Annotated in this window: 24 protein-coding genes; 7 read left to right on the top strand and 17 right to left on the bottom strand. The window is 42.0% G+C overall.

What is annotated here, in order from left to right:
• Positions 1-5: 5 nt before the first annotated feature.
• The 3 genes from QMN06_RS04520 to QMN06_RS04510 are packed head-to-tail and all read right to left on the bottom strand — an operon-like array spanning position 6 to position 2,796.
• Complete coding sequence (locus QMN06_RS04520) at positions 6-812, bottom strand: TatD family hydrolase (RefSeq protein ID WP_281971346.1); 807 nt, start codon at positions 810-812, stop codon at positions 6-8.
• A gap of 3 nt (positions 813-815) precedes the next feature.
• Entirely contained in the window at positions 816-1,523 is a 708-nt protein-coding gene (locus tag QMN06_RS04515; RefSeq protein ID WP_281971345.1) for an ATP-binding cassette domain-containing protein, read from the bottom strand.
• The gene (locus tag QMN06_RS04510; RefSeq protein WP_281971344.1) at positions 1,516-2,796 is read right to left on the bottom strand and encodes a lipoprotein-releasing ABC transporter permease subunit; all 1,281 of its coding nucleotides are present in this window, start codon (positions 2,794-2,796) and stop codon (positions 1,516-1,518) included. The genes QMN06_RS04515 and QMN06_RS04510 overlap by 8 nt, the downstream gene beginning before the upstream one ends.
• Before the next feature lie 45 nt (positions 2,797-2,841).
• On the opposite strand from QMN06_RS04510, the gene QMN06_RS04505 reads away from it, so the two are divergent.
• From QMN06_RS04505 to lysS, 4 genes are all read left to right on the top strand, one after another.
• Positions 2,842-3,816: a hypothetical protein gene (locus QMN06_RS04505; RefSeq protein ID WP_281971343.1), complete on the top strand. Its 975-nt coding sequence runs from the start codon at positions 2,842-2,844 to the stop codon at positions 3,814-3,816.
• A complete protein-coding gene (gene recJ, locus QMN06_RS04500; RefSeq protein ID WP_281971342.1) occupies positions 3,813-5,561 on the top strand; it encodes a single-stranded-DNA-specific exonuclease RecJ in 1,749 nt (582 codons plus the stop codon). Before QMN06_RS04505 ends, recJ begins: the two co-directional genes overlap by 4 nt.
• Before the next feature lie 40 nt (positions 5,562-5,601).
• A protein-coding gene (gene prfB / locus QMN06_RS04495) for a peptide chain release factor 2 (protein WP_281971341.1) occupies positions 5,602-6,706 on the top strand; the annotation gives its coding sequence in 2 pieces (ribosomal slippage) (positions 5,602-5,682 and positions 5,684-6,706; 1,104 coding nt in all).
• A 3-nt stretch (positions 6,707-6,709) separates the two neighbouring features.
• Positions 6,710-8,254, top strand: a complete 1,545-nt coding sequence (gene lysS, locus QMN06_RS04490) for a lysine--tRNA ligase (protein ID WP_281971340.1) — start codon at positions 6,710-6,712, stop codon at positions 8,252-8,254.
• Positions 8,255-8,284: 30 nt separating this feature from the next.
• Here the strand turns inward: lysS and QMN06_RS04485 are convergent, their stop codons facing one another.
• From QMN06_RS04485 to uvrB, 9 genes are all read right to left on the bottom strand, one after another.
• On the bottom strand, positions 8,285-9,271 hold the full coding sequence (locus QMN06_RS04485; RefSeq protein ID WP_281971339.1) for a tripartite tricarboxylate transporter substrate binding protein: 987 nt from the start codon (positions 9,269-9,271) through the stop codon (positions 8,285-8,287).
• 67 nt (positions 9,272-9,338) lie between these two features.
• The gene (gene fdx / locus QMN06_RS04480) at positions 9,339-9,677 is read right to left on the bottom strand and encodes an ISC system 2Fe-2S type ferredoxin (RefSeq protein ID WP_281971338.1); all 339 of its coding nucleotides are present in this window, start codon (positions 9,675-9,677) and stop codon (positions 9,339-9,341) included.
• A 12-nt stretch (positions 9,678-9,689) separates the two neighbouring features.
• Positions 9,690-11,558 (bottom strand): Fe-S protein assembly chaperone HscA, encoded by a 1,869-nt coding sequence (gene hscA / locus QMN06_RS04475; RefSeq protein WP_281971337.1) that lies wholly within the window; start codon positions 11,556-11,558, stop codon positions 9,690-9,692.
• Positions 11,558-12,100 carry a Fe-S protein assembly co-chaperone HscB gene (gene hscB / locus QMN06_RS04470; protein WP_281971336.1) on the bottom strand — a complete coding sequence of 181 codons (543 nt, stop codon included), beginning with the start codon at positions 12,098-12,100 and terminating at the stop codon, positions 11,558-11,560. Before hscB ends, hscA begins: the two co-directional genes overlap by 1 nt.
• On the bottom strand, positions 12,078-12,401 hold the full coding sequence (gene iscA / locus QMN06_RS04465) for an iron-sulfur cluster assembly protein IscA (protein WP_281971335.1): 324 nt from the start codon (positions 12,399-12,401) through the stop codon (positions 12,078-12,080). The genes hscB and iscA overlap by 23 nt, the downstream gene beginning before the upstream one ends.
• A 17-nt stretch (positions 12,402-12,418) precedes the next feature.
• Positions 12,419-12,802: a Fe-S cluster assembly scaffold IscU gene (gene iscU / locus QMN06_RS04460; RefSeq protein ID WP_281971334.1), complete on the bottom strand. Its 384-nt coding sequence runs from the start codon at positions 12,800-12,802 to the stop codon at positions 12,419-12,421.
• Positions 12,803-12,822: 20 nt separating this feature from the next.
• On the bottom strand, positions 12,823-14,043 hold the full coding sequence (locus QMN06_RS04455) for an IscS subfamily cysteine desulfurase (protein ID WP_281971723.1): 1,221 nt from the start codon (positions 14,041-14,043) through the stop codon (positions 12,823-12,825).
• 59 nt (positions 14,044-14,102) lie between these two features.
• Entirely contained in the window at positions 14,103-14,687 is a 585-nt protein-coding gene (locus QMN06_RS04450; RefSeq protein WP_281971333.1) for a Fe-S cluster assembly transcription factor, read from the bottom strand.
• A gap of 134 nt (positions 14,688-14,821) precedes the next feature.
• Positions 14,822-16,942 (bottom strand): excinuclease ABC subunit UvrB, encoded by a 2,121-nt coding sequence (uvrB, locus tag QMN06_RS04445; protein ID WP_281971332.1) that lies wholly within the window; start codon positions 16,940-16,942, stop codon positions 14,822-14,824.
• Positions 16,943-17,094: 152 nt separating this feature from the next.
• Between uvrB and QMN06_RS04440 the strand changes: the two genes are divergently transcribed.
• The 3 genes from QMN06_RS04440 (at position 17,095) to rsxB (ending at position 20,613) form a co-directional block, all read left to right on the top strand.
• Entirely contained in the window at positions 17,095-18,291 is a 1,197-nt protein-coding gene (locus QMN06_RS04440; RefSeq protein WP_281971331.1) for an amino acid aminotransferase, read from the top strand.
• 149 nt (positions 18,292-18,440) lie between these two features.
• Positions 18,441-19,892: a polyhydroxyalkanoate depolymerase gene (gene phaZ / locus QMN06_RS04435; RefSeq protein ID WP_281971330.1), complete on the top strand. Its 1,452-nt coding sequence runs from the start codon at positions 18,441-18,443 to the stop codon at positions 19,890-19,892.
• A gap of 13 nt (positions 19,893-19,905) precedes the next feature.
• Positions 19,906-20,613, top strand: coding sequence for an electron transport complex subunit RsxB (gene rsxB, locus QMN06_RS04430; protein WP_281971329.1), 708 nt, complete (start codon positions 19,906-19,908; stop codon positions 20,611-20,613).
• Here the strand turns inward: rsxB and QMN06_RS04425 are convergent.
• The 5 genes from QMN06_RS04425 to QMN06_RS04405 are packed head-to-tail and all read right to left on the bottom strand — an operon-like array spanning position 20,597 to position 24,791.
• On the bottom strand, positions 20,597-21,022 hold the full coding sequence (locus QMN06_RS04425; RefSeq protein ID WP_281971328.1) for a DUF1841 family protein: 426 nt from the start codon (positions 21,020-21,022) through the stop codon (positions 20,597-20,599). The two genes, rsxB and QMN06_RS04425, sit on opposite strands and share 17 nt — an antisense overlap.
• Entirely contained in the window at positions 21,015-21,656 is a 642-nt protein-coding gene (nth, locus tag QMN06_RS04420) for an endonuclease III (RefSeq protein ID WP_281971722.1), read from the bottom strand. Before nth ends, QMN06_RS04425 begins: the two co-directional genes overlap by 8 nt.
• A gap of 4 nt (positions 21,657-21,660) precedes the next feature.
• Positions 21,661-22,104, bottom strand: a complete 444-nt coding sequence (locus QMN06_RS04415; protein ID WP_281971327.1) for an HIT family protein — start codon at positions 22,102-22,104, stop codon at positions 21,661-21,663.
• Positions 22,105-22,136: 32 nt separating this feature from the next.
• Complete coding sequence (locus QMN06_RS04410; RefSeq protein ID WP_281971326.1) at positions 22,137-23,318, bottom strand: DUF1501 domain-containing protein; 1,182 nt, start codon at positions 23,316-23,318, stop codon at positions 22,137-22,139.
• A 9-nt stretch (positions 23,319-23,327) separates the two neighbouring features.
• The gene (locus QMN06_RS04405) at positions 23,328-24,791 is read right to left on the bottom strand and encodes a DUF1800 family protein (RefSeq protein ID WP_281971325.1); all 1,464 of its coding nucleotides are present in this window, start codon (positions 24,789-24,791) and stop codon (positions 23,328-23,330) included.
• Positions 24,792-24,894: the final 103 nt, after the last annotated feature.

The raw sequence follows: 24,894 nt of genomic DNA, 5'->3' as shown, positions 1-24,894 counted from the left end.
ATGTTTTAAAGGAAGTTTTTGGTGCGTGGTAAAACGCGTTTGATATTATCTAAATTCGCTTTTGCTAATGTGTCTAGATCAATCGATCTTTCTTTAGCAAAAAACTCTGCAATCCTTGGCAAATGGGCAGGCTCATTTCTTCTATGATCCTCATCCATTAACCACGATGGCGGAATATCAGGACTATCTGTTTCAAGCACATAAGACTCTAGGGGATATTCTTTGGCCAATCTTTTAATTTGCAGTGATCTCTCATAAGTAATCGTTCCGCCAAATCCAAATACAAAATTTAGCTTGAGAAAATGTTCAGCTTGAACAAAACTGCCATTAAAAGCATGGGCAATGCCACCGGATACTGGAATCATTCGTAATCTTTTGAGGAGTTGGTCTTGTGATTTGCGGACATGCATAACGATGGGCAAATCAAAATCTCTCGCAATTTTTAATTGTTCTTCAAAAAACCACTCTTGTTTTGTATTGTCTAGAAAATCTACAAAATAATCTAAACCAATCTCACCAACAGCAACCATTCTTGGATGATGCATATATTTTTCAATCGCATCTCTTGTTGCAGCAATGTCGGACTCGACTGCTTCATTGGTATATAAGGGATGTACTCCAAGTGAGAAACAGATGTGCGGAATTAACCCACTCCACAGATCAACGATACTCACCACTTTTTCATAATCTGCTACCCGAACAGCAGGTATTAATATCCCTGTTACGCCCTGTTCTGCTGCCCTAGCAAGAACTAAAGACAAATCATCTTTAAATTCTGGCGCATCAATATGGCAATGCGTATCAAACCACATGATCTATCCGTTTTGGACTTCTTCGGTTACATCAATCAAACCACCTTGGGTCAACTTCAGAATGCGATCACATCGTTTCGCACGCAGAGGGTCATGTGTCACAATCACAAAAGCAGTTCCTAAACTTTGTGCTACTGTCATCATTAAATCAAATACTTGATCAGCGGTTTGCGTATCCAAATTACCCGTTGGTTCATCAGCTAAAACACAACTTGGGTTACCCACCAAAGCTCTTGCAACTGCGACGCGTTGCCGCTCCCCACCGGAAAGCATGGCTGGTGTATGCTCAAGCCGATTTGCAAGCCCTACTTGCTCAAGCATTGTCTTTGCCATCGCAAATGCTTGTTGGCGTCCAAAGCCCCGAATCCGTATTGGCATAGCGACATTTTCAAGGGCAGTAAACTCAGGGAGAAGATGATGAAACTGGTAAATAAATCCCAATTGTTGGTTGCGTAATTGATTCCGAGAAACTTCATCAATATCTGAAAACCTCACTCCACCAAGTTCAATATTGCCACTTGTGGCTTCATCTAAGCCTCCCAGAATATGTAATAAGGTACTTTTACCGGAACCAGAGGCGCCAACGATGGCGACCTTTTCACCTCGCCTGACTTGTAAATCAATACCATTGAGAACCTCTATAGCCTCGACGTCACTTCCAAATACTTTTCGTACTCCTGATGCAACAAGTGCATAAACTTCATTATTCATAACGCAGTGCCTCCGCAGGTTTTACTTTCGCTGCGCGGTAGCTAGGGTATAAGGTTGCTAATAAGCTCAATATAAATGCCATACCCCCAACCTTCACCACATCCTCAAGATGAACATCCGAAGGTAGCTCACTAATAAAGTAGATGTCTTTGGGTAAAAAATGTACTCCAAATAAAGACTCAATAGCAGGTACGATGACGTCGATATTCGTCGCAACCAATAACCCTAAAAGAACGCCAAAAATAGATCCTAAAATACCAATTGCCATTCCTTGAACAAAAAATATTTTCTGAATCATGCGCGCAGAAGCTCCCATGGTTCGCAAAATGGCAATGTCCGCTTGCTTATCCGTAACCGTCATCACGAGTGTAGAAACTAGGTTAAATGCCGCAACGGCGATAATCATCGCTAAAATAATAAACATCATTCTTTTCTCGGTCTTCACCGCAGCAAACCATGTCCGATTTTGCATCGACCAGTCCATGGCTACCATCCCAGGTGGTAATGCGCCATTCAGATTGGAGGAAACTTCTGGGGCTAAATACATATTATCTAATTTGACCCGAAGTCCGGTTGGGAAGCGATTTTGCGTTAAGGCAGCGGCATCCTTCCAATGAATCACAGCAAGGCTACTGTCGTATTCAAAATGACCGCTATCAATCAGTCCAACTACCGTAAATGACTTTTGTCTTGGCAAAACGCCTGCTGGAGTTAAATCCCCTTGAGGCACCATCACAGAGATCCTATCTCCCTTTTGAACTCCAAGGCTCTGCGCCAGCTCAACCCCTAAGGCAATATTAAAGGCACCTGGCTGGATTAACGCAATTGCTCCACCTGAGATTTGCGCTGGTATCTCAGAAACTAATTTTTCCGTATCAGGTTCAATACCACGAAGCTCCATACCCCGCATCATGCCGTTTCGGATAATCAAACCTTGGGTGTAAAGGATCGGTGATACTCCAATAATATGATTTTGCTTTGACAAGAATGTCGCCATTTCTTGCCAATTTTCAATACCACCTTGGGATCGAATCTCAACATGGGATAAGACCGATAACATCTTATCCCTTACTTCTTTTTGAAAACCATTCATCACAGACAGAACAATAATTAAGGAGGCAACTCCTAAAGCAATACCAACCATCGAAAGAGTCGAAATAAATGAAAGAAAGCCGTCTCTTCTTTTGCCTACCGATTTACGTTTGGCGCTGACATAACGTAAGCCAATCTCCATAAAAAGGGGTAATTCGAAAGGTAATATTTTGTTTTGCATTCCTATAGTTTAGTGTTTTATTAATTCCCTCATAAAATATGTCTTATGAATACTCAATTAAGTTTCCTAATCCCTGAATTTTCTTTAAATTCAACAGATTTACCTGAATCAGATGATGCTATTTTTGAACAAAAAGGCAGCTCTGAGGAAATTGTACTTTTAGGCAAAAACGTCCCAATTGCAGCCAAGTTGTATCATTCCCCAGGGAGTAAGTCTTTAGCTTGCCTGGAATTAGTGCACTTGCATGCCACTCGCGACCATGTAGTCCTCATGGATCCCTCTCTTCTTCAAATCACGCCGGAAGAAGAAATTGCATTAAGAACGAGTGTGAAAGAAACCTTAGACCATTATTTAGGGCCTGTAGGTGAGTTTTATCCTCATCGCTGGATTTATCCAGCGGAAGAGTTTACTGAATTACTGACCCATACTCCCAGCTTGGCATCTGGTCTGAATATTGATATATGGATGCCAAAAGATATACATTCTTTAGGTCTTGCAAAAAAATGGCGCAGACTCCAAAATGAAATTCAGATGATTTGGCATGATCATCCAATCAATGAGGCACGCTTAGAGCGTGGTGAACTTAGTATTAATTCCGTATGGATGTATGGCATTGGGTCGCATGCTGATATTGCACAACATCCTATACTCAAGGATATTCATCGAATTTTCAGCAATCACCTCTTAGGGTCTGCTTTAGACGATAGGATCACCCCACTATCACTTGATCACATTATTCCAGGCCCTACTCAACATCACTTTGTTTTTGCGCAAGATCTCAAACTATCCCAATGGGAAGATTACTGGGATCAAAGTGTGGCGGCCTTTCAGAAAAAAAAGGTCGATGAGATTCATTTATATCGTTTTCATCACGGAAAACTCCAACGTCATATTCTGCAGTCTCATGAATTTAAACTTGGATTTTTCAAAAATTTATTTCAAAAAAATGTAAATAAAAAACAATTTCCTACTTGGGTAGAGTATGCTAAAAAAATTCACTGGACTGAAGATCACGAATGACGATGCAATTAGTTGAACGCAACACCTCAAGCAACTCCGCTGAAGAATTAATTGCTCATGGTATCCATCCCATCTTAGCAAAGCTGTGGGCTACTCGAGGCATACAATCCTTTGAGCAAACAAGTCTAGAGTTGAAGCATTTAATTCCACCTCAAGAACTCAAAAACTGTGCGGCATCTGCCGTTTATTTGGCTGATGCTTTAGCAAATCACAAAAATATACTCATCATTGCTGATTATGATTGTGATGGCGCTACCGCTTGTGCTGTGGGTATCCTTGGATTAGAGCAACTCGGGAAACCTTATGGTACAAAAATCCACTTTTTAGTCCCCAATCGTTTTACGATGGGTTATGGATTAACGCCAGAGGTTGTCGATCTTGCTGCGCGACAAACGCCTAAACCCGATATTCTCATTACAGTGGATAACGGCATTGCTAGCATAGCCGGTGTCGCACGCGCAAATGAATTAGGAATGGAGGTTATAGTTACAGACCACCACCTCCCTGCAGATGAACTTCCTTCCGCAAAACTTATTATTAACCCCAACCAACCTGGATGTATTTTCTCAAGTAAAGCACTGGCTGGTGTTGGCGTTATTTTTTATATTCTCTTAGCCTTACGAGCTGAGCTTCGCCATCGTGGCTTATTTGATCAAGAAACTCAACCCCGCTTAGAAACACTTTTAGACTTCGTTGCTCTGGGAACAGTCGCTGATGTAGCAAGCCTGGATCGTAATAATCGCATTCTAGTTTCTGCGGGAGTTCGTAGAATGCGTAACGGTCAAATGCATCCCGGTATTCAAGCACTGTTTGAAGCAAGTGGTAGAGACTATCAAAAATCAAATACCTTTGACTTAGGTTTTGGCTTAGGTCCTAGACTAAATGCTGCTGGTAGACTAGCTGATATGACTTTGGGAATTAAATGCTTAATTTCGCAGGATCTGTTTGAAGCAAGAAAATTTGCTAAGGAATTAGATACGATGAATCGAGAGCGTCGGGAGATTGAGGGCTCGATGCAAGAAACTGCACTCATCAATTTAGCAGATATCTCAACGGGTGATACCTACAGTTTATGTATGTTTGATACATCTTGGCATCAAGGGGTCATTGGTATATTAGCCTCTCGATTAAAAGATAAGTACCATCGTCCCGTCATTGTGTTTGCTCCTGGTGAAGAAACTTCCCCTTCAGGCTCTCCCGTTCTGAAAGGCTCTGGTAGATCGATTAGTGGCTTTCATTTACGCGATGCGATTGACTATATTTCGAAAAAAAATCCGGAGATGATTTTAAAATTTGGCGGTCATGCCATGGCTGCTGGACTATCAATTGAGCAGACTCATCTTGCATCCTTTCAACAAGCATTTGAATCGATTGCTAAGGATTGGATTGATGAGGATACCTTGCTACGAAAATTAGTACATGATGGCGAACTTCCCTATGAGATGATTAACGCTCAATTGGCCGAACATCTATCAAATGAAATCTGGGGTCAAGGTTTTCCTGAGCCTGTTTTTACAGGAAAGTTTAAAGTCATCAAACAATCTTTATTAAAAGAAAAACATCTCAAACTGGAATTGCAGGCGTTAGATGGTGAAATGAAAAAAAATATCTTAGGTATTTGGTTTGGACATACGGAACTCCTTCCCCCGCAAACCCACTTAGCCTACCGCTTATTAGTTGATCATTACTTGGGATATCCGCGTGCGCAAGTCCATGTTGAGGCGGCTTTCGATTCTCCAACATAAAAAATAAATCAATTCGCTTACTAGGCTTTATAATATTGCCATGGAAGCTGAACGAATAAATACATTACAAAACAATCTTACTCAACTACGTAATCGTGTTGAAGACCTTCGGGGGTATCTTTGACTACGATACCAAAAGTAGACGCCTCATTGAACTCAATCTTCAATTAGAAGATTCTAAGATTTGGGATGATCCCAAACTCGCACAAGCCCTTGGCAAAGAGAAAAAAATGCTCGATGGCGTTGTCTCGTCTATCAAAAAATTAGATGATGATCTGACGGGAGCTCTAGAACTATTTGAGTTAGCTGCCGTTGAGAGCGATGTTGAAACTTTACAAGCGATTGAAGAGGATGAAAAAGGAATTGAAGCCATTGTTGCTGATCTTGAATTCCGTCGTATGTTCTCCCACCCGATGGACCCTTGTAATTGCTTCATTGATATCCAAGCAGGTGCCGGTGGCACAGAGGCTTGTGATTGGGCCAGCATTTTAATGCGTCAATATTTGCGTTACTGCGAACGTAAAGGCTTTAAAGCGGAGATTCTTGAAGAGTCTGATGGTGACGTGGCTGGTATTAAAAGTGCCTCCATCAAAATCGATGGTGAATATGCCTACGGTTTTTTAAGAACAGAAACAGGCGTTCATCGTTTAGTACGTAAATCACCATTTGACTCCGCCAATGGCCGCCATACTTCCTTTGCGAGTATCTTCGTTTATCCGGAGGTGGATGACTCGATTGAAATCGATATCAACCCCGCAGATATTCGGACTGATACCTATCGCGCATCTGGCGCGGGTGGTCAGCATATTAATAAAACAGACTCAGCAGTTCGCTTAACCCATTTACCAACTGGTATCGTGGTTCAATGCCAAAGCGATCGAAGCCAACACCGCAATCGTGCCGAAGCCATGACGATGCTCAAATCACGTTTATACGAACACGAACTTCGTAAACGTCAAGTAGAACAAGATAAATTAGAAGCTACTAAAACCGACGTGGGTTGGGGACATCAAATTCGTTCCTACGTATTAGATCAAAGCAGAATCAAAGATCTTCGTACCAATGTGGAAATTTCTAACACACAAAAGGTTCTCGACGGTGACCTTGATCCTTTTATTGAAGCAAGTCTCAAAATGAATGTGTAAGCCATGACAGATCAACAAAACCCCAATCCAGAAGAAGTTCTCATTGATGAAAACCATATCATCGCGGAACGCCGTGAAAAGCTTGCCTATCTGCGTGAGCAAGGTGTGGCTTTTCCGAATGACTTCGTGCCGACTCATTTAGCTGCCGACTTACATCAAAGCTATAACGACTTATCCAAAGAAGAACTAGCCGAAAAAAATATTTCCGTCAAAATGGCCGGTCGTATGATGCTCAAACGCGTCATGGGCAAAGCCAGTTTTGCGACAGTGCAAGATCGTTCTGGACAAATCCAGTTCTATATCAATGATCAAGAAACCGGGGCTGATGCTCATAGTGCTTTTAAGCATTGGGATATGGGCGATATTATTGCTGGTGAAGGTACATTATTCAAAACGAATCGTGGTGAACTCTCCGTATCAGTCAAGACCTTACGTTTACTGACAAAATCTCTGCGCCCTCTTCCAGATAAATTTCATGGCTTACATAGTCAAGAACTGAAGTATCGTCAACGTTATGTTGATTTGATTGTTTCCCCAGAAACACGCCAAACTTTCATTGAAAGAAGTAAGGCAATGTCTGCGATCCGCGAATATATGCAACAAGCTGGATTTATGGAAGTTGAAACACCGATGTTGCATGTGATCCCTGGTGGCGCATCAGCAAAACCTTTTATTACGCATCACAATGCCTTGGACATGGAAATGTTCATGCGTATCGCTCCAGAACTCTATCTCAAACGCTTGGTTGTTGGTGGTTTTGAACGTGTCTTTGAAATTAATAGAAATTTCAGAAATGAAGGTGTTAGTCCACGCCACAATCCAGAATTTACGATGATGGAATTTTATGCGGCCTACACCGATTATCAATGGCTCATGAATTTCACAGAAGAATTGATTCGTCATACGGTCATCAAAGCACACGGTACCGCAAAATTAACGTATCAAGGGCGTGAATTAGATTTAGGAAAACCATTTGCACGTCACACGATTACGCAAGCAATACAACTATATGGTCCACAGTCTGGTAAGAATTACACAAATGAGCAATTAATCCATGTTGCCTTTATTCGTAACGAACTCAAATTAGCTGGTGAGCATATTGATGGTCCCGCCCTCAAAAATGCGGGACTAGGCGCTCTGCAACTGGCTCTTTTTGAAGCATGTGCAGAAGAGCATCTGTGGGACCCAACTTACATTATTGATTACCCAATTGAGGTTAGCCCTCTTGCACGAGAGTCTGATACGCGTCCAGGTATTACGGAACGTTATGAACTCTTTATTACAGGTCGTGAAATCGCGAATGGTTTCTCAGAGCTCAACGATTCTGAAGATCAAGCTAACCGATTTCAGCAGCAAGTTCTACAAAAAGATGCGGGTGATGAAGAGGCCATGTACTTCGACCATGACTTCATCCGTGCTCTAGAGTATGGATTACCCCCAACTGGAGGTTGTGGTATTGGAATCGATCGTCTGATGATGCTCATTACAGACTCACCAAACATTCGAGACGTAATTCTATTTCCACATTTACGTCGCGAAGACGTCTAGTAAGTCCATTAAAGATGGACTTACTGTTTATTATTCGACCTTAGCTCCAGAACTAACCACAACAGCAGCCCATTTCTTAACTTCACTTTGTAAAAAAGTACCGAATTGCGCTGAGGAGTTTTTAGTGGATTCCATACCTTGCAAAACAAATTTTTCTTTCGCTTCTGGAGTTTCCATCGCACGATTGATCGCAGCATTCATTTGTTCAACCAAGGCTGGGGGCGTTCCTACCGGAACAAAAAAACCTACCCACGTATAGTCATCAAAGTCTTTATAACCAAATTCTGTCACTGATGGTACATCTGGCAATAATGTAGAACGCTTTGCGCTCGTAACTGCAATTGCTCTGACATTACCTGCTTTAATTTGTTGAACCGCTGGAGGCATCGAGGTAGAAGATATTTGTGTGTGACCGGCAACTGCAGCTCCAACAGCCTGAGCTGGTTGATAAGGCACATGGGTAATATCTACTTTAGCAGCTGTTTTTAAACGCTCCATTGATAGATGGGTGGTGGTGCCAATTCCGGAAGATGCATAACTCAATGGTTCTTTTTTAGCTAATTCAATTAATTCTTTTAAATCTTTTGCAGGTACTTTTGGATTAACCGTAATAATGTTTGGTGTACGAGGCCCAAGTGCTAAAGGTACAAAATCTTTAATCGCATCATAGCCAGCATTGGGATAGAGGGAAGGATTCACGGCATAGGCAACACTATGTACAAGAATTGAGTAGCCATCAGCAGGTGCTCTCTTTACGAATTGCGTAGCGATATTACCACCTGCACCGGGCTTATTCTCAACGACAAAATTACCGCCAGTTGTCTTCGCTAATTCTTGACCAACAATACGCGCAATTACATCAGTAAATGCGCCAGGAGCAAAGGCTACATAAATCGTGACATTTTTTGCTTTAGGCCAGTCAGTTTGGGCAACTACTGAATTTGAAAAAAATCCACATAGTGCAACAAGCATTAGGATTTTTTTAATACTGAATGTTTTCTGAAATGATTTGAACATTTCCTATCTCCTATGAAGTAATAGGTGACAGTTTAATACACTAATAACTCAATCACTACTATTTAATCTAGTGGTTTTCCTTAGCATGATTAATCGAGTATTTAGGAATCTCAATCACGAGATCTTTTTGCGCCACAATAGCTTGACACGACAATCTTGACATAGGGGTTAAGCCCCAAGCTCGATCGAGTAAATCATCTTCATTTTCATCACTAGGATTCAGCGAGTTAAATCCTTCCCGAACAATCACGTGACAAGTTGTACAAGCGCAAGACAACTCACAGGCATGTTCAATTGGAATGTCATTCTCTAGTAAGGCTTCACAAATAGATGTTCCTGCAGGTACATCAATCACGGATCCATCTGGACAATATTCTTCATGGGGCAAAATTACAATTTGTGTCATAGCGTACTCATTTCATTCAATATCATTCAAATTTTTACCGGTTAGTGCTCGGCGTATATTGGCATTCATTCTTCTTGCAGCAAATTCTTCTGTGACTTCGGACAGAGCACTAATGCCCTTTCTTAATTCGTCTACGTCATTCGAGTTTGCAGATAATTGACGTAACTGATTGAGTTCTTTCTGAATATCTGCCTGCTCTTGCGGACTGAGTAAGTTCGCATCCGTTGCTAGCGAATTATTCACAGCATCAATTAAGCGCATCGCTTCTACTTGCTCTTCGCGCAGAGCTCTTGCCAACATATCTGACTCTGCTGTCTGAAAACTCTCCGATAGCATACGAGCAATGTCACCATCTTCAAGTCCATAACTTGGTTTGACGGTAATGGCGGTTTGCACACCTGAGGTTTCTTCTTTGGCACTCACCGACAATAGTCCGTCTGCATCCACTTGATATGTGACACGAATCCTGGCAGCTCCTGCGACCATCGGGGGTATACCTCTTAACTCAAACTTGGCTAAAGAACGACAATCTCCAGCTAATTCTCGCTCACCTTGCAAGACGTGAACTGCCATTGCAGTTTGACCATCTTTGAACGTTGTAAAGTCTTGCGCCCTTGCAACAGGAATTGGGGTATTGCGGGGAATAATTTTTTCTACTAACCCACCCATCATCTCCACACCTAAGGAAAGAGGAATGACATCAAGGAGCAACCACTCATCATCTTTATTTTTATTACCGACCAACAGATCAGCTTGTCTTGCAGCGCCCAATGCAACAACTTCATCGGGATTCAAATCATTTAAAGGAGTTTTCTGAAAATATTGTGCAACTTCCGCCTGAATATTGGGCATTCTTGTAGCCCCACCAACCATCACCACACCCTGAATCTCTTCAAGATCAATCTCAGCATCACGCACTGCTTTTTTAACACTCACTAGTGCTTTTGTGACTAAACTTTGCGTCATTTTTGCAAAGTCTTCTTGAGAAATACTTTTTTGTATAGCGTGTCCATTAGCAAATGTGAATTCAAATAAAACGGCAGGATGCGAACTTAAAGTTTCTTTAACATCCCGACACTTCAAAATGAGTGAACGTTGATCGCCCGAAGAAAGCTCTGTTTGCCCAGATTCTTGCAAAATAAATTGCATTAATGCATGATCAAAGTCATCACCGCCAAGTGCTGAATCCCCACCCGTTGACAAGACCTCGAAAACACCTTTACTTAGACGAAGAATAGAAATATCAAAAGTACCACCGCCTAAATCAAAAATAGCATAAACGCCTTCTGAACCATGATCCAAACCATAAGCTAATGCAGCAGCGGTTGGTTCATTGAGTAGTCTTAGTACTTCAATACCGGCAAGCTGTGCGGCATCCTTTGTTGCCTGTCGCTGCGCATCATCGAAATAAGCCGGTACTGTGATGACAGCACCTTCAATGTCGTCGGAGAATGAGTCTTCTGCTAATTGTCGCAATCTCGCAAGAATTTCTGCAGAAACTTCAACGGGGCTTTTATCGCCCTGCACTGTTTTAATTTTTAACATCCCAGAGGTATCAACAAATTGATAAGGCAGGTTTTTTGCATGACTAATATCCTTGATGCCTCTTCCCATCAAGCGCTTCACTGAAATAATCGTATTTTGAGGATCAATCGCAGCCTGAGCTAGCGCTTCATATCCTGCTTGTGTTTTGTTTCCCGGAAGATACCTAACCACGGATGGCAACATGGTGTGACCCGCTTCGCTTTTTAATACTTCAGGGATAGCATTTTTCATACAAGCAACTAAAGAATTCGTGGTTCCTAAATCAATACCAATAGCAATCCTTCTCTCATGCGGATTTCGGGACTGACCAGGTTCTGCAATTTGTAATAAAGCCATTATTCACTCACGTCTGTAATTCGTTGATCTAGTTCTTCTAAAAACCGTTCCAAAAATAAAGCAGCTCTTAAATTGATTAGAGCTGCTTCTGGTTGCTTCATTTCATCAAACTGCTGTCCAATTTGATTAATTCTTTTTTTAAGTTCAAGACTGACTTCATCTTGTAATTGATTCAGAGCTAGCGGGTCATTTTTCACATCATCCATGGACTCACGTAACTCCATTTGCTGAATCAGAAAGTCCTTTGGCATAGCTGTATTAGTTTCGAGCTGTGGGTCTAAACCATTCAGCTCACATAAATATAATCCACGTTTGATAGATTGCTTAAGAGTTTGATACGCAGTATTTGCAAAAGTAGCAATTTGCAGAGACTGGCGCTTCTCAGAATCAGATGCCCGCGCAAACTTATCAGGATGAACTTCTTGCTGTATTTTTAAATAAGCGGCATCTAAAGCTTTGCGGTCGATTGAGAATTGTTGCGGTAAATGAAAAAATTCAAAATAATTCGCAATATTTGCCCTAAATTCTGAATGATTCACCACACCCACACTCATCCTTCACATTCGGATTCTGAAATTTAAACCCTTCATTTAAACCTTCTCTAGCAAAATCTAATTCTGTACCATCGATATAAGGCAGGCTTTTCGGATCTACGAACACCTTAATCCCATGAGACTCAAACATTTGATCTGTCTCATTTGGCGCATCTACATACTCAAGTTCATAAGCAAGGCCTGAGCATCCAGTGGTTCTTACGCCTAAACGCAAGCCCATGCCCTTACCTCTTTTTTCAAGGTTACGATTGACATGCTTTGCTGCTTTTTCAGTCAAACTAATTGCCATATACTTTCTTTCAACAATTACTTCGTGTGCTTCTCGCGATAATCTTGGACAGCTGCTTTAATTGCATCCTCTGCCAAAATGGAACAATGAATCTTTACTGGGGGTAAGGCTAATTCTTCAGCAATTTGTGCATTTTTAATTTCAAGAGCTTGATCTAAAGTTTTACCTTTAACCCATTCAGTCACGAGTGAAGATGATGCAATCGCAGAACCACATCCATAGGTCTTAAATTTTGCATCTTCAATAATGCCGTTTTCATTTACACGAATTTGCAGTTTCATTACATCACCACAAGCAGGCGCCCCGACCATACCGGTACCGACTGCTTCATCACCTTTTTCAAATGCACCCACGTTACGTGGATTTTCATAATGATCAATTACTTTGTCGCTATATGCCATGATATTTCCTTAAAAATTGGTTAGTGTGCTGCCCATTGAATCGTACTTAAATCGATACCATCTTTAAACATTTCCCACAAAGGTGAGAGTTCTCTTAATTTCGCAATTTTGTTTTTTATCAACTCGACGGTAAAGTCGACTTCTTCAATCGTTGTAAAACGACCTACACTAAAACGAATTGAACTATGTGCAAGTTCATCATTGCGCCCTAATGCTCGTAAAACAAATGATGGCTCGAGTGAGGCTGAAGTACATGCTGATCCGGAAGAAATCGCAACATCCTTAAGTGCCATCAACATGGACTCACCTTCTACATAATTAAAACTGACATTCAGGTTATGAGGCACACGTTGCTCCATATCACCATTTAAATAAACTTCTTCAATTGTTGAAAGTCCTGCCCATAAACGGTCACGCAACATACGAATGCGTTCATTTTCAGTACCCATTTCTAAGCGCGCTAAGCGAAACGCCTCACCCATACCAACAATTTGATGGGTCGGTAAAGTTCCTGAGCGCATGCCACGCTCATGACCACCACCGTGGATTTGAGCCTCAATACGAATCCTTGGCTTACGACGCACAAACAATGCTCCAACACCTTTTGGACCATAAGTTTTATGCGCACAAAAACTCATTAAATCGACTTTTAGTTCGGCTAAATTGATCACAACTTTACCTGTGGCTTGTGCTGCATCCACATGAAAGATGATTCCCTTCTCACGACAAATCTCACCAATTGCGGCGATATCTTGAATAACACCAATTTCATTATTCACATACAAAATGGAAACTAACATCGTGTCAGGTCGTATCTGGCTCTTAAAATAATCCATATCTAAAAGTCCATTTTCCTGAACATCTAGATAGGTCACTTCATAACCTTCACGCTCTAACTCACGGCAGGTATCTAATGTGGCTTTGTGCTCAGTCTTTAAGGTCATGATGTGACGACCTTTGTCTTTATAAAAATGAGCGGCACCCTTGACGGCGAGATTAATACTTTCGGTTGCACCACTGGTCCAAACGATTTCCCGTGGATCAGCACCTACTAGAAGAGCTACCTCGTTACGCGCTTCCTCAACCGCTTCCTCCGCCTCCCAACCATAAGCATGGCTTCTTGACGCGGGGTTTCCAAATTGTTCACGAAGATAAGGAATCATCTTATCCACTACACGTGGATCAATCGGTGTGGTTGCTGAATAATCCATATACACAGGGAAGTGTCTTGCACTAAACATGGGAAGTGGATTTAATTTTGGGGTGTTATGTTCTTGGCTCATTGAATTCTCTTCGATCTTTAGTTTTGTTGTGCCAAATTGAATACTGAATTAACAATAAATCGTTTTGGCGCAGGCTCTTTTTTGGCAGACTTGGCATCCACTACATTGAGTGAAGGGTTTTTATTTGGCGCAATTTGAGCTGGTTTGTTTTGGTTAATAAAAGGCGAAAGGACTACCACTTGACGCTGCTCTTGCTGCGCAACTAAGTCTTTTAAGGTAACCGACTGGAGGTAATCCACCATCTTTTTGTTCAAGTTGGACCATAAATCATGCGTCATACACTGCATATTGAGTTCATCTTGACCGTGACAGTTACCTTTACCACCACACTGGGTCGCATCGATTGGTTCATCAACAGCAGTAATGATGTCTGCCACCGTAATGGTGGATCCATCTCGACACAAGCTATAACCCCCACCTGGTCCACGTGTACTTTCGACGATTCGATCACGGCGCAACTTACCAAAGAGCTGCTCTAAGTAAGATAGGGAAATTTTTTGCCTTTTACTGATTCCTGCGAGTGTCACAGGACCTTCAGCCTGGCGCATGGCCAAATCAATCATTGCGGTTACTGCAAAACGACCTTTTGTGGTTAATCTCATATTTAAACTTTATCTTTCAATCATTTAGCTAAAATCCAGATTGGTTTCTGGGACCTCTAAATACCTCCGCATGCATGGGTAATACCTGACGGATTAACTCAAGTATAGCAAATAGTTGAGTGTTTTGCTTGGGTCTAAGGAAGGGGGTGATCTGGTGTCAGCGCACCAAATGCCATCGCTCTAATTTTACTCAAGCGATCTCTAGCTTGAGCAGCTTTTTCGAACTCGAGATTGCGTGCAAAATCTTGCATCTCTTTCTCTAGTCTCTTGATTTCTTTAGCTAAATCTTTCTCTCCCATATCTTCATATTTAGCTTTTTCTTTCTGCGACTGCCACTGGGATTTCTCATCATCGACATCATAAACACCATCAATAATGTCTTTGATGCGCTTAGTTACCCCTACTGGCGTAATGCCATTGGCTTCGTTAAATGCCGTTTGTTTTGTCCTACGACGCTGGGTTTCAGCAATCGCTCTTTGCATAGAGCCCGTCATTCGGTCTGCATACAAGATAGCTTTACCATTGATATTTCGTGCTGCACGACCGATCGTTTGGATGAGACTGCGCTCTGATCGTAAGAACCCTTCTTTATCCGCGTCCAAAATCGCCACTAAGGAAACTTCTGGGATATCCAAGCCCTCCCGCAACAAATTAATACCAACGAGCACATCAAACATGCCTAAACGTAAATCACGAATAATCTCAACGCGCTCAACGGTATCAATATCAGAATGAACATACCGAACTTTAACGCCATGATCGGATAAAAAGTCCGTTAATTGCTCTGCCATTCGCTTGGTCAAAACGGTCACTAATACTCTTTCGCTCTGCGCAACTCTTAATTTGATCTGATCCAATAAGTCATCGACTTGGGTCGTTGCTGGTAATACCTGGATCTCTGGGTCAATCAGGCCTGTTGGTCTCACTACTTGCTCCACAACATTTCCGGTTTTGGTATTTTCATAATCAGCAGGCGTTGCACTAACAAAAACCGTTTGACGCATTTTGCTCTCAAATTCATTGAATTTAAGTGGTCGATTATCTAAGGCTGAAGGTAAGCGAAAACCAAAATCTACTAAGGTTACTTTACGTGCTCGGTCACCGTTATACATGCCATTGAACTGCCCAATCAAAACGTGGGACTCATCTAAAAACATTAAGGCATCTTGGGGCAAGTAATCAATCAAGGTAGGCGGGGCATCTCCTGGTTTGCCACCGGATAAATGACGTGAATAATTTTCAATACCTTTACAGAAACCTAACTCCGCTAGCATTTCAAGATCAAATCGTGTTCGTTGCTCTAAGCGCTGTGCTTCCACCAACTTATTTTGCGAAATAAGTTCCGCCAATCGCTCTCTTAATTCAACTTTAATGTCCTCAACAGCACGTAAAACGGTTTCTCTAGGGGTAACATAATGCGAACCTGGATATACCGTGAAACGGGCAATACGTTGCTTCGTCTTTCCGGTTAATGGATCAAAAAATTGCAAACTATCAATCTGGTCATCAAAGAGCTCGAGTCGCACAGCTAATTCGTTATGCTCTGCTGGAAAAATATCAATCGTGTCGCCTCTTACGCGAAAAGTACCTCGCGAAAAATCAATTTCATTGCGCTCATATTGCATCGCTACTAAACGTTTAACCGCGTCGCTTTGTGACATCTTGTCACCTTGACGAAGGGTGAGAACCATTTTGTGATAATCCCCTGGATTACCGATACCGTAGATTGCCGATACACTGGCAACAATGATGACATCACGTCGCTCGAGCAAACTTTTTGTAGCCGAGAGCCGCATCTGCTCAATATGCTCATTAATCGATGAATCTTTTTCAATGAATAAATCTCGCTGTGGGACATATGCCTCTGGCTGATAGTAGTCGTAGTAACTGACAAAATACTCAACCGCGTTTCTTGGAAAAAACTCACGAAACTCACTATATAACTGGGCTGCTAAGGTTTTATTAGGGGCAAAAATAATTGCTGGTCTACCCTCCCGTGCAATCACGTTCGCCATAGTGTAGGTTTTACCTGAGCCAGTAACTCCAAGAAGGGTCTGAAACGATTCGCCGTCATTAATCCCTTCCACTAAACCAGCAATCGCAGTTGGTTGATCGCCCGCTGGCTGAAATGGCTGGTATAAGTGAAAAGGAGAGTTCGGAAAATCAATAAACTTGGACTCGTCTAATTGCGGGGCTGAAATCGGCGCTGCGCGCTCTGATTTGCCACTTTTACCTTTAGATTGTCGTGAGGCCATGAGAGTTTGTTTAAAATAGAAGAAGTATGTTTGATTAGTTCTACATTATTGCAGTTTTTTTATATTTTTTATTTGTAATGAGGCTTTCATGTAGCTTGTCTACATTCATTCATAGATCACTTTTTACTTCTTTTTGAATCGATTAATAACTTATGACACTCTTTTCCTCCGTTGAACTTGCCCCTCGTGACCCCATTCTTGGTCTTTATGAAACATTTAATGCAGATACGCGTGCAAATAAGGTGAACTTAGGTGTAGGAGTCTATTTTACGGACGAAGGAAAAATTCCTCTTCTGCGTGCTGTGCAAGTCGCTGAAAAACAAATTTTAGAAAACCCAAAATCTCGTGGCTATTTACCAATTGAGGGAATTGCTACTTATAACAGCGCTGTTCAATCCTTGGTTTTTGGTGCCGATAGTCCAATTATTGCCCAGCATCGTGCCGTGACCTTCGAAGGTCTTGGTGGTACTGGTGCTTTAAAAGTAGGGGCAGACTTTATTAAACGTTTAAAACCTAATTCACAAGTTGCGATTAGCGATCCAAGCTGGGAAAACCATCGTGGACTGTTTGAAGGTGCCGGCTTTACAGTCGTGAACTACCCCTATTACAACCCGGAAACACGTGGCGTGAACTTTGTCGCCATGAAAGAATTTCTTTTAACCATGCCTGCTGATAGCGTCATTGTCTTACATGCCTGCTGCCACAATCCGACTGGCGCAGATATGAGTACTGACCAATGGCAAGAAGTGGTGCAAATCTGTCAAAGTAAAAATTTAATACCATTTTTAGATATGGCTTACCAAGGCTTTGCGGATGGCATCTTCGAAGATGGCATCGCCGTTCGACTCTTTGCCCAGTCAGGTATGTCATTCTTTATTTCAAGCTCATTCTCTAAATCGTTCTCACTCTACGGTGAGCGAGTAGGCGCACTTACCGTCGTTACGCAAAATGCCGATGAGTCATCTCGTGTTGCATCACAAGTCAAACGCGTGATTCGTACAAACTACTCTAATCCCCCAACGCATGGTGGAGCCATTGTTTCGATTGTGCTCAACTCCCCTGAACTGAGAGCGATGTGGGAAGAAGAGCTTGCCCAAATGCGTGATCGTATTAAACAAATGCGTACCCAATTAATTGCAGAACTCAAAGCCGCAGGTGCAACTAAAGACTTCTCCTTTATTGCTGCCCAACGTGGCATGTTCTCCTACACAGGTCTTTCTAAAGATCAAGTAGATCACTTGATCGCTGACCATGGCGTTTATGCGGTTGGAACAGGCCGAATTTGTGTGGCGTCTTTAAATACAAAAAATATTGCCTATGTTGCAAAAGCAATAGCAGCTGTTTTATAGATAAAAAAGGGCTCTTTTATCTAATTGACACAGAAAAATCATTAAGCAAAGTACTGAACTGGTGTAATATCAAGTTGTTGCGATGCAATATATATTGAATTAAAGGTTTAATACCTTCAACTACCTCATTGTGGCAAAGGATTGATGTTATGTTGTATCAACTCCAAGAATTTAATCGTGCTTTATTAGAGCCGCTAAGCTCATGGGCTCAAACGACTGCAAAAGCGTTTATAAACCCTAATAATCCCCTTTCTTATTATCCAATCTCGCAACGTATTGCAGCCGGATATGAACTTTTATACCGACTGGGCAAGGAGTATGAAAAGCCTGATTTTGGTATTAGAACGATTGATGTTCTGGGTAAAAAAGTAACTGTTACTGAGTTCACCTCTTTAAAAAAACCATTTTGTAATTTAATGCGTTTTAAGCGTTATTCTGATGATGTCGATGTGATTAAAGCGATGAAGAAAGAGCCGATCGTTTTGGTTGTTGCTCCATTATCTGGTCACCACTCTTCTTTACTCAGAGACACTGTTTCTGTTTTATTGCAAAACCATAAGGTTTATTTGACTGATTGGGTCGACGCTCGCCTCGTACCAACTTCTGAAGGCAAGTTTCATCTCGATGATTACGTCTACTATATCCAAGACTTCATTCGTTTCATTGGCGCTGATAATTTGCATGTCATTTCTGTATGCCAGCCTACAGTTCCTGTACTTGCGGCGATTTCTCTAATGGCTTCGAATGGTGAAAAAACACCTGTGACAATGACAATGATGGGCGGCCCCATCGATGCACGTAAATCACCAACAGCGGTTAACTCTTTAGCAATGACGAAATCATTCGAATGGTTTGAGAACAATGTGATTTATACCGTACCACCTAATCACACAGGTGCAGGTCGTAAAGTGTATCCAGGCTTCCTTCAACATGCTGGATTCGTCGCTATGAATCCTGATCGTCACTTGCGCTCACATTGGGACTATTTTCAGGACCTTCTTAAGGGTGATGCACTAGACGCAGAAGCACATCGTAAATTTTATGATGAATATAATGCTGTCCTTGATATGGATTCAGCCTATTACTTAGAAACCATTAAAACCGTTTTCCAAGAATTTGCACTCCCTCAAGGAACATGGAAAGTGGGTGGACAACTCGTTCGGCCGCAAGATATTAAAAAGACGGCTCTTCTTGCCATTGAAGGTGAACTCGATGATATTTCTGGTAGCGGCCAAACGAGTGCTGCTCTTGAGCTCTGTGCAGGTATTCCAAAAAATAATAAAGAAGAATTCGAAGTTAAAGGGGCTGGACACTACGGTATTTTCTCAGGCCGTCGTTGGCGCGAAAGCGTTTATCCAAAGATTTCTGAATTTATTCGTAAACACCCAGGCACTCCAATCACGCCAGTGGTTACCAAAACAACTACTGAGGCCATAAAACCCTCAACTCAGCGGGTCACAACTGCAAAGAAAGTAGCTCAACCGGTAGCGGCAAAGAAAACTGTTGCTGTTAAAAGTGCAGCAAAACCTGCTGTTGCAAAAAAAGTGGCTACTAAAGTGACTCGTACAAGAACATCTGCAACTTCTAGGTCGAAGGCCTAAACTCTTTACAAGAGTGACTACGGTTTTATTCCAGCCAAGCTCATCTAGTTTGTTACAACAACTAGATGATGCTTTGCCTCAAACACAATGTACAAAATGTGGCTACCCAGATTGTCATGCCTACGCGCAAGCAATGGCTAATGACGAAGCTACTCAGAATCGTTGTCCGCCAGGTGGGCAAGAAGGTATTATTCGACTCTCAAACATACTCGGTAAAGCCCCTCTTCCTCTCGATTCACAACGCGGTGTTGAGCGACCAAGGCCCTTAGCTGTCATCCGCGAGATGGAATGTATTGGTTGTACTTTATGTATTCAGGCATGCCCGGTGGATGCGATTGTTGGAGCGCCAAAACAACTTCATGTGGTTGTGAGTGAACGTTGCACTGGATGTGATTTATGTGTTCCTCCCTGCCCTGTCGACTGTATTACGATGCTGCCCATCACTGAAAATCAAACCGGTTGGAATGCTTGGTCAGAAGCTCAAGCGAAGATTGCTAAGCAACACTATGAAACAAGAAAAATTCGGCTTGAACGCGAAAAAAGAGATTTACTCAAAAGACAAACTCTAAAAGCAGCTACCAAGCTGAAAGCGATTCAGAAGGAAACTCCTTCAGACTCCAGCATGCTCATTGAACAGGCTCGTAAAAAAGCCATTATTGAAGCTGCGATGGCCAGAGCGAAGGCTAATTTAGAACAACGCGACTCTAAATCAACTGATTAAGTTCGTCAATATAACGATTCATATCAGGTGCGGTTCCAGCGCGTGATGCTTCCCACAACACTTTACCAAGACATTCCATCATCTGATGATGCGCACGATGCTCATCATCATGACGCATCATTAAAACCTGGCTGATTTGTCTGATTCCGACTGGCTGATCAATCTGAATCTGCTCAGATAAGCTCATATGCATTGATAAATGTAAAAAGGGATTCGTTTGACCATTTTCTACAGAAAAATCTTGTGCCTTAGCTTCCTCTGCTTGACTCAATAAAGCATGATACTCAGGATGTTCGACCATCCATCTTGCGGCAATTGATTCAAGGGGAGTTAACACGCCACTATCTTGTTGTTTTTTCCAAGCAAGACAAAAAAAATCACGAACTTGATCTTTTGTCGGATTAAACATAATCGATATTTTTTTCTTTGAATTGACACACTGGTGCTACTGGACAACTGGCACATACTGGTGTTCTTGCTTTGCAAATGTAACGACCTAGCAATATCAACCAATGATGGGCATTGATTAAATAATGAGCAGGCACTCTTTTGAGTAGTTTTTTCTCGACTTCTAAAACATCTTTTCCAGGAGCTAAACCGGTTCGGTTCGATACTCGAAAGATGTGTGTATCTACCGCCATGGTGGGTTGCCCAAAGGCTGTATTGAGGACAACATTTGCAGTTTTACGCCCAACTCCAGGCAACGCTTCAAGTGACTCACGATCTTGAGGAACTACTCCGCCATGCTCTTTCACTAAGATTTGACATGCTTGGATTAAATGTTTTGCTTTGGACCTATAAAGCCCAATAGTCTGGATATATTTGATTAACTTTTTTTCTCCAAGATCTAAAATCGCTTGGGGGGTATTTGCTACAGGAAATAGTTTTTGAGTCGCTTTATTCACAGAAATATCAGTTGCCTGAGCAGATAAGAGAACTGCAGCTAATAACTCAAACTCTGAGGAATACTCAAGTTCTGTTTTTGGATGAGGATTAATCTTTTGCAGCGTCGCAAAAAAAGCTTCACGCTGCGCAGGATTCATGAGCTTAGGCATTGTATTGACTCTTAAAATCAAAGCTACGAATCGCTTCATACAAGTCTTGTGCTTGTTGATGTCTCTCTTGTAAAAGATCATCTGCGATGTCACGTAACTTGGTTCCCCAAATTGATTCAGGGAAATAAGAGTCATCCTCCCAACGAGGAATAATGTGCCAGTGAAGGTGTGGCACAAAATTACCAAAACTAGCAAGGTTCACTTTATGCGGATGCAAGACATCACGAACCAATTGCTCAACTTGACACACCACTTGCATCAAGGCACTTCTGTGCTGAGAGGGTAGATCAGTCATCTCACCAAGATGAGCATTCCAGATCACCCTGATAAGTCCTGGAAACTCAGGTTCTTCTGGAGCGATGATCCGAAGTAAGGCGTTAGAGGCGAGTATATCTCCGCCATCGTTTGTGCATAAAAGGCATTCTTTAGTTTCCATACCTCTATTTTACCGTGTCATGTTAAACAGTTTTAAACTATCCTACCCCACTGTAAAGCCTGATGAATGACCTCTTGATACGGTGTGGTCACGGCTAAATCGACCCCTCGGTCTAAATCACCCTCATTTAAACCAGGCCAATGACCCATCATTTGTGGATTGGGTAACTGACTCCCCATGACAAAAGAAAGTCCTCCATGTCCATGATCAGTGCCGTTACTGTTATTACTTCTAAAACGACGACCAAACTCTGTCAAAACCACGAGGGTATATTTTTTATTTTGCGCTTGCATATCCTGATCAAAGGCTTGTAATCCTTGACTAAGTTGCCCAAGAACATTTGACATTCTGCCTGGCTCACCTTCATGCATATCCCACCCTCCTTGATCAACCCAAGCATATTGCAATCCAATGTTCGCTTGAATCAAACGTGCTACAGACCGAAGGCCAATACCAAGATCATTATTAGGGTAAGGTGTCTGCCCAGCTGATTCATAGGGCTTCACTCTTTTTTCATTGCCCATGAGGAAACTCTGAATTTTATTGAGATTCTCTAAAGTTACTTGAATGTTAGATGAGGCCGGATGGTTTTTATCAGCCATCACTAATTTCTCAAGAATCTTTAGCTGATCTACGCCACCCGGAAAGGGCACACCATTTTGTAAATCTTTAACTGCCATTGCTGGTAGGTTACCCTGCATTGCTCTAGGTAAGTTATTCGATCCAGCATATAAAAATTCAGAATTTTTCATTCCGCTTTGCGAAGCAATCCGGGAGATCATGCCATACGTATCAGGAATTATTTGTAAACTATCAACTCCCCGCTCCATGATTTCTTGCGCTTCAAAATGTGAGCGTGTTTCATTAGTCAGGCCAACAGCATGCCACGGTACTAAACGTTTAGCCTCCATCAGCTGCGCTAGAGGAGCGGCGGCAGGATGCCAATACCAAGTCATAGCACCCTTTTTGACAGTGGTCATGGTTGGCTCAAAACGCATCTGCGGAGGTCTTGCAGCGATGAAGTTGGGATCATCAAGTGGGGATAATATTCCTAGCCCATCTGCACCACCTCGTAAAAAGACAATAATGAATGGGCCGGCTTGGATTACGCTCTTCATTTTTGATGGGGTTTGCGCTAATGAAAACTGGCTAATCCCCGACATCAAACTAAAAACAGAAAAACCTGTAGCGCTCATAAATGTTCGACGATCCATGATCTCTCCTTACCCTTTTTCATTATTAGGAAAAACAACTTCTGTCTGAAAACTCGGCGCACATGCTAGCATACCAACCAACTTACATGCCCTTTTGTTGTCCTTCACAATATCCGCTGGATTTATTTTTAGACCACTCAAAATAACTTGACTTAACTCTGGTCTAAATCCACCGAAGAGTGCTTTTTCCCAGCGAGTCATTAACTCTTGATAAGTACGATCAGAACTCGTTCCAGCAAAGGCATCCCACTCACCGGTACCCCACCAATTTTCTGCCAACCCCTGAATCAGAGTCATCCGTTGACGCATATATGCCGAAGATAAAATCCAACTCATACCATCTGGGGGGCCATCAGGACTAGGCCAACCATACGGTGGTACGCCAGCACCTTCCACATTACCTAGCACTTGCCCCTCACCTAATGTAAAAGGAATATTGGTTACTCTGATAAATTTAGCGGCTAAGCGGGTGGGTCGCATGGCCTTTTGTTTTTTTGTTACAGGAATTTTTTTTGCTTCACTCATTAAATGATTTAAAACGAGCCTGAGTTGCTCTGGATGATTAATCTGATTGATCCAGACTTTTATAGTCGACTGAATAAGTTCTTGAGGCGGAGTATCAGAAATAAAGCGCCGTACTAATTTCTCGGATAAATGCTTGGCAGTGGCAAGATGGGAAGCACAGAGATCAAGCACTTTTCTACCATCGGCCATGGCTCCTGCATAAGGAGAAAATTCTGTAGCTAAAATCCGTTTTTGATAATTATCATGTCGTGACTCGATATAGATAAACTTACCCGAACTTGGTAAATTTTGTTTGCCACCTAATCCAGATCCATCTTCCACCGTCCAACCAGTAAATGCTCTGGCAGCTTCATATACATCCTGATCGATATATCCTGTAGGTTTTCCCGCTTGAGCACCAGGGACTTTTTTCCAGTCTGAGTAAAGAGCATTCAAATATGCGCCCTTGCCTAAAGTATGTAATTCAAATAATTCACGAGCGAAATTTTCATTCGCTGCTCCGGCTTTTGAAGTACGATTATTCAAGTAATACAGCATGGCAGGATGACTTGCTTGCGCTTCTAAAATAGTTCGAAAATTAGTGAAGCAATATTTACGAATAACTTCTTCTTCCCAATGCGGTGTGAATGCTCCGACGTTTTGATCATAGCCATAAATAGAAAAATGATCACGCCAAAAACTCACCCATTCTTCTTCCCATGGCTTCTCAGTCGCAATTGCACGCATCAAAACAGCAACTTGAACTTCTTGGCGAGGACGACTTCTTTCAGGATTGGGAATCGAATCGCCAAAGCCAGTGTAGGGAAACAAAGTTGGCAAATCTGCTTTGAGAAGACCTAGCGGCCTTTTTTCATCAACGTCTGGATATTCGCCTTCACCTTTACGAAACTTTCCACCCTTATATTTTATTTTTAACAAGGTGTTTTCTGGATCAAAGGTATAGGTCATTCGAACTCCCTTAAGTTTTACTTATAACGTCTACATCCAGTTTACGTTGACGAACGAATTTTTACAAAAGAAAAAACCCGAGGATTATGTCCTCGGGCTCTTC

The sequence above is a fragment of the Polynucleobacter sp. SHI8 genome, assembly GCF_027944005.1.
Classification (GTDB): domain Bacteria; phylum Pseudomonadota; class Gammaproteobacteria; order Burkholderiales; family Burkholderiaceae; genus Polynucleobacter.
This window is presented reverse-complemented; position numbering and strand designations above follow the sequence as displayed.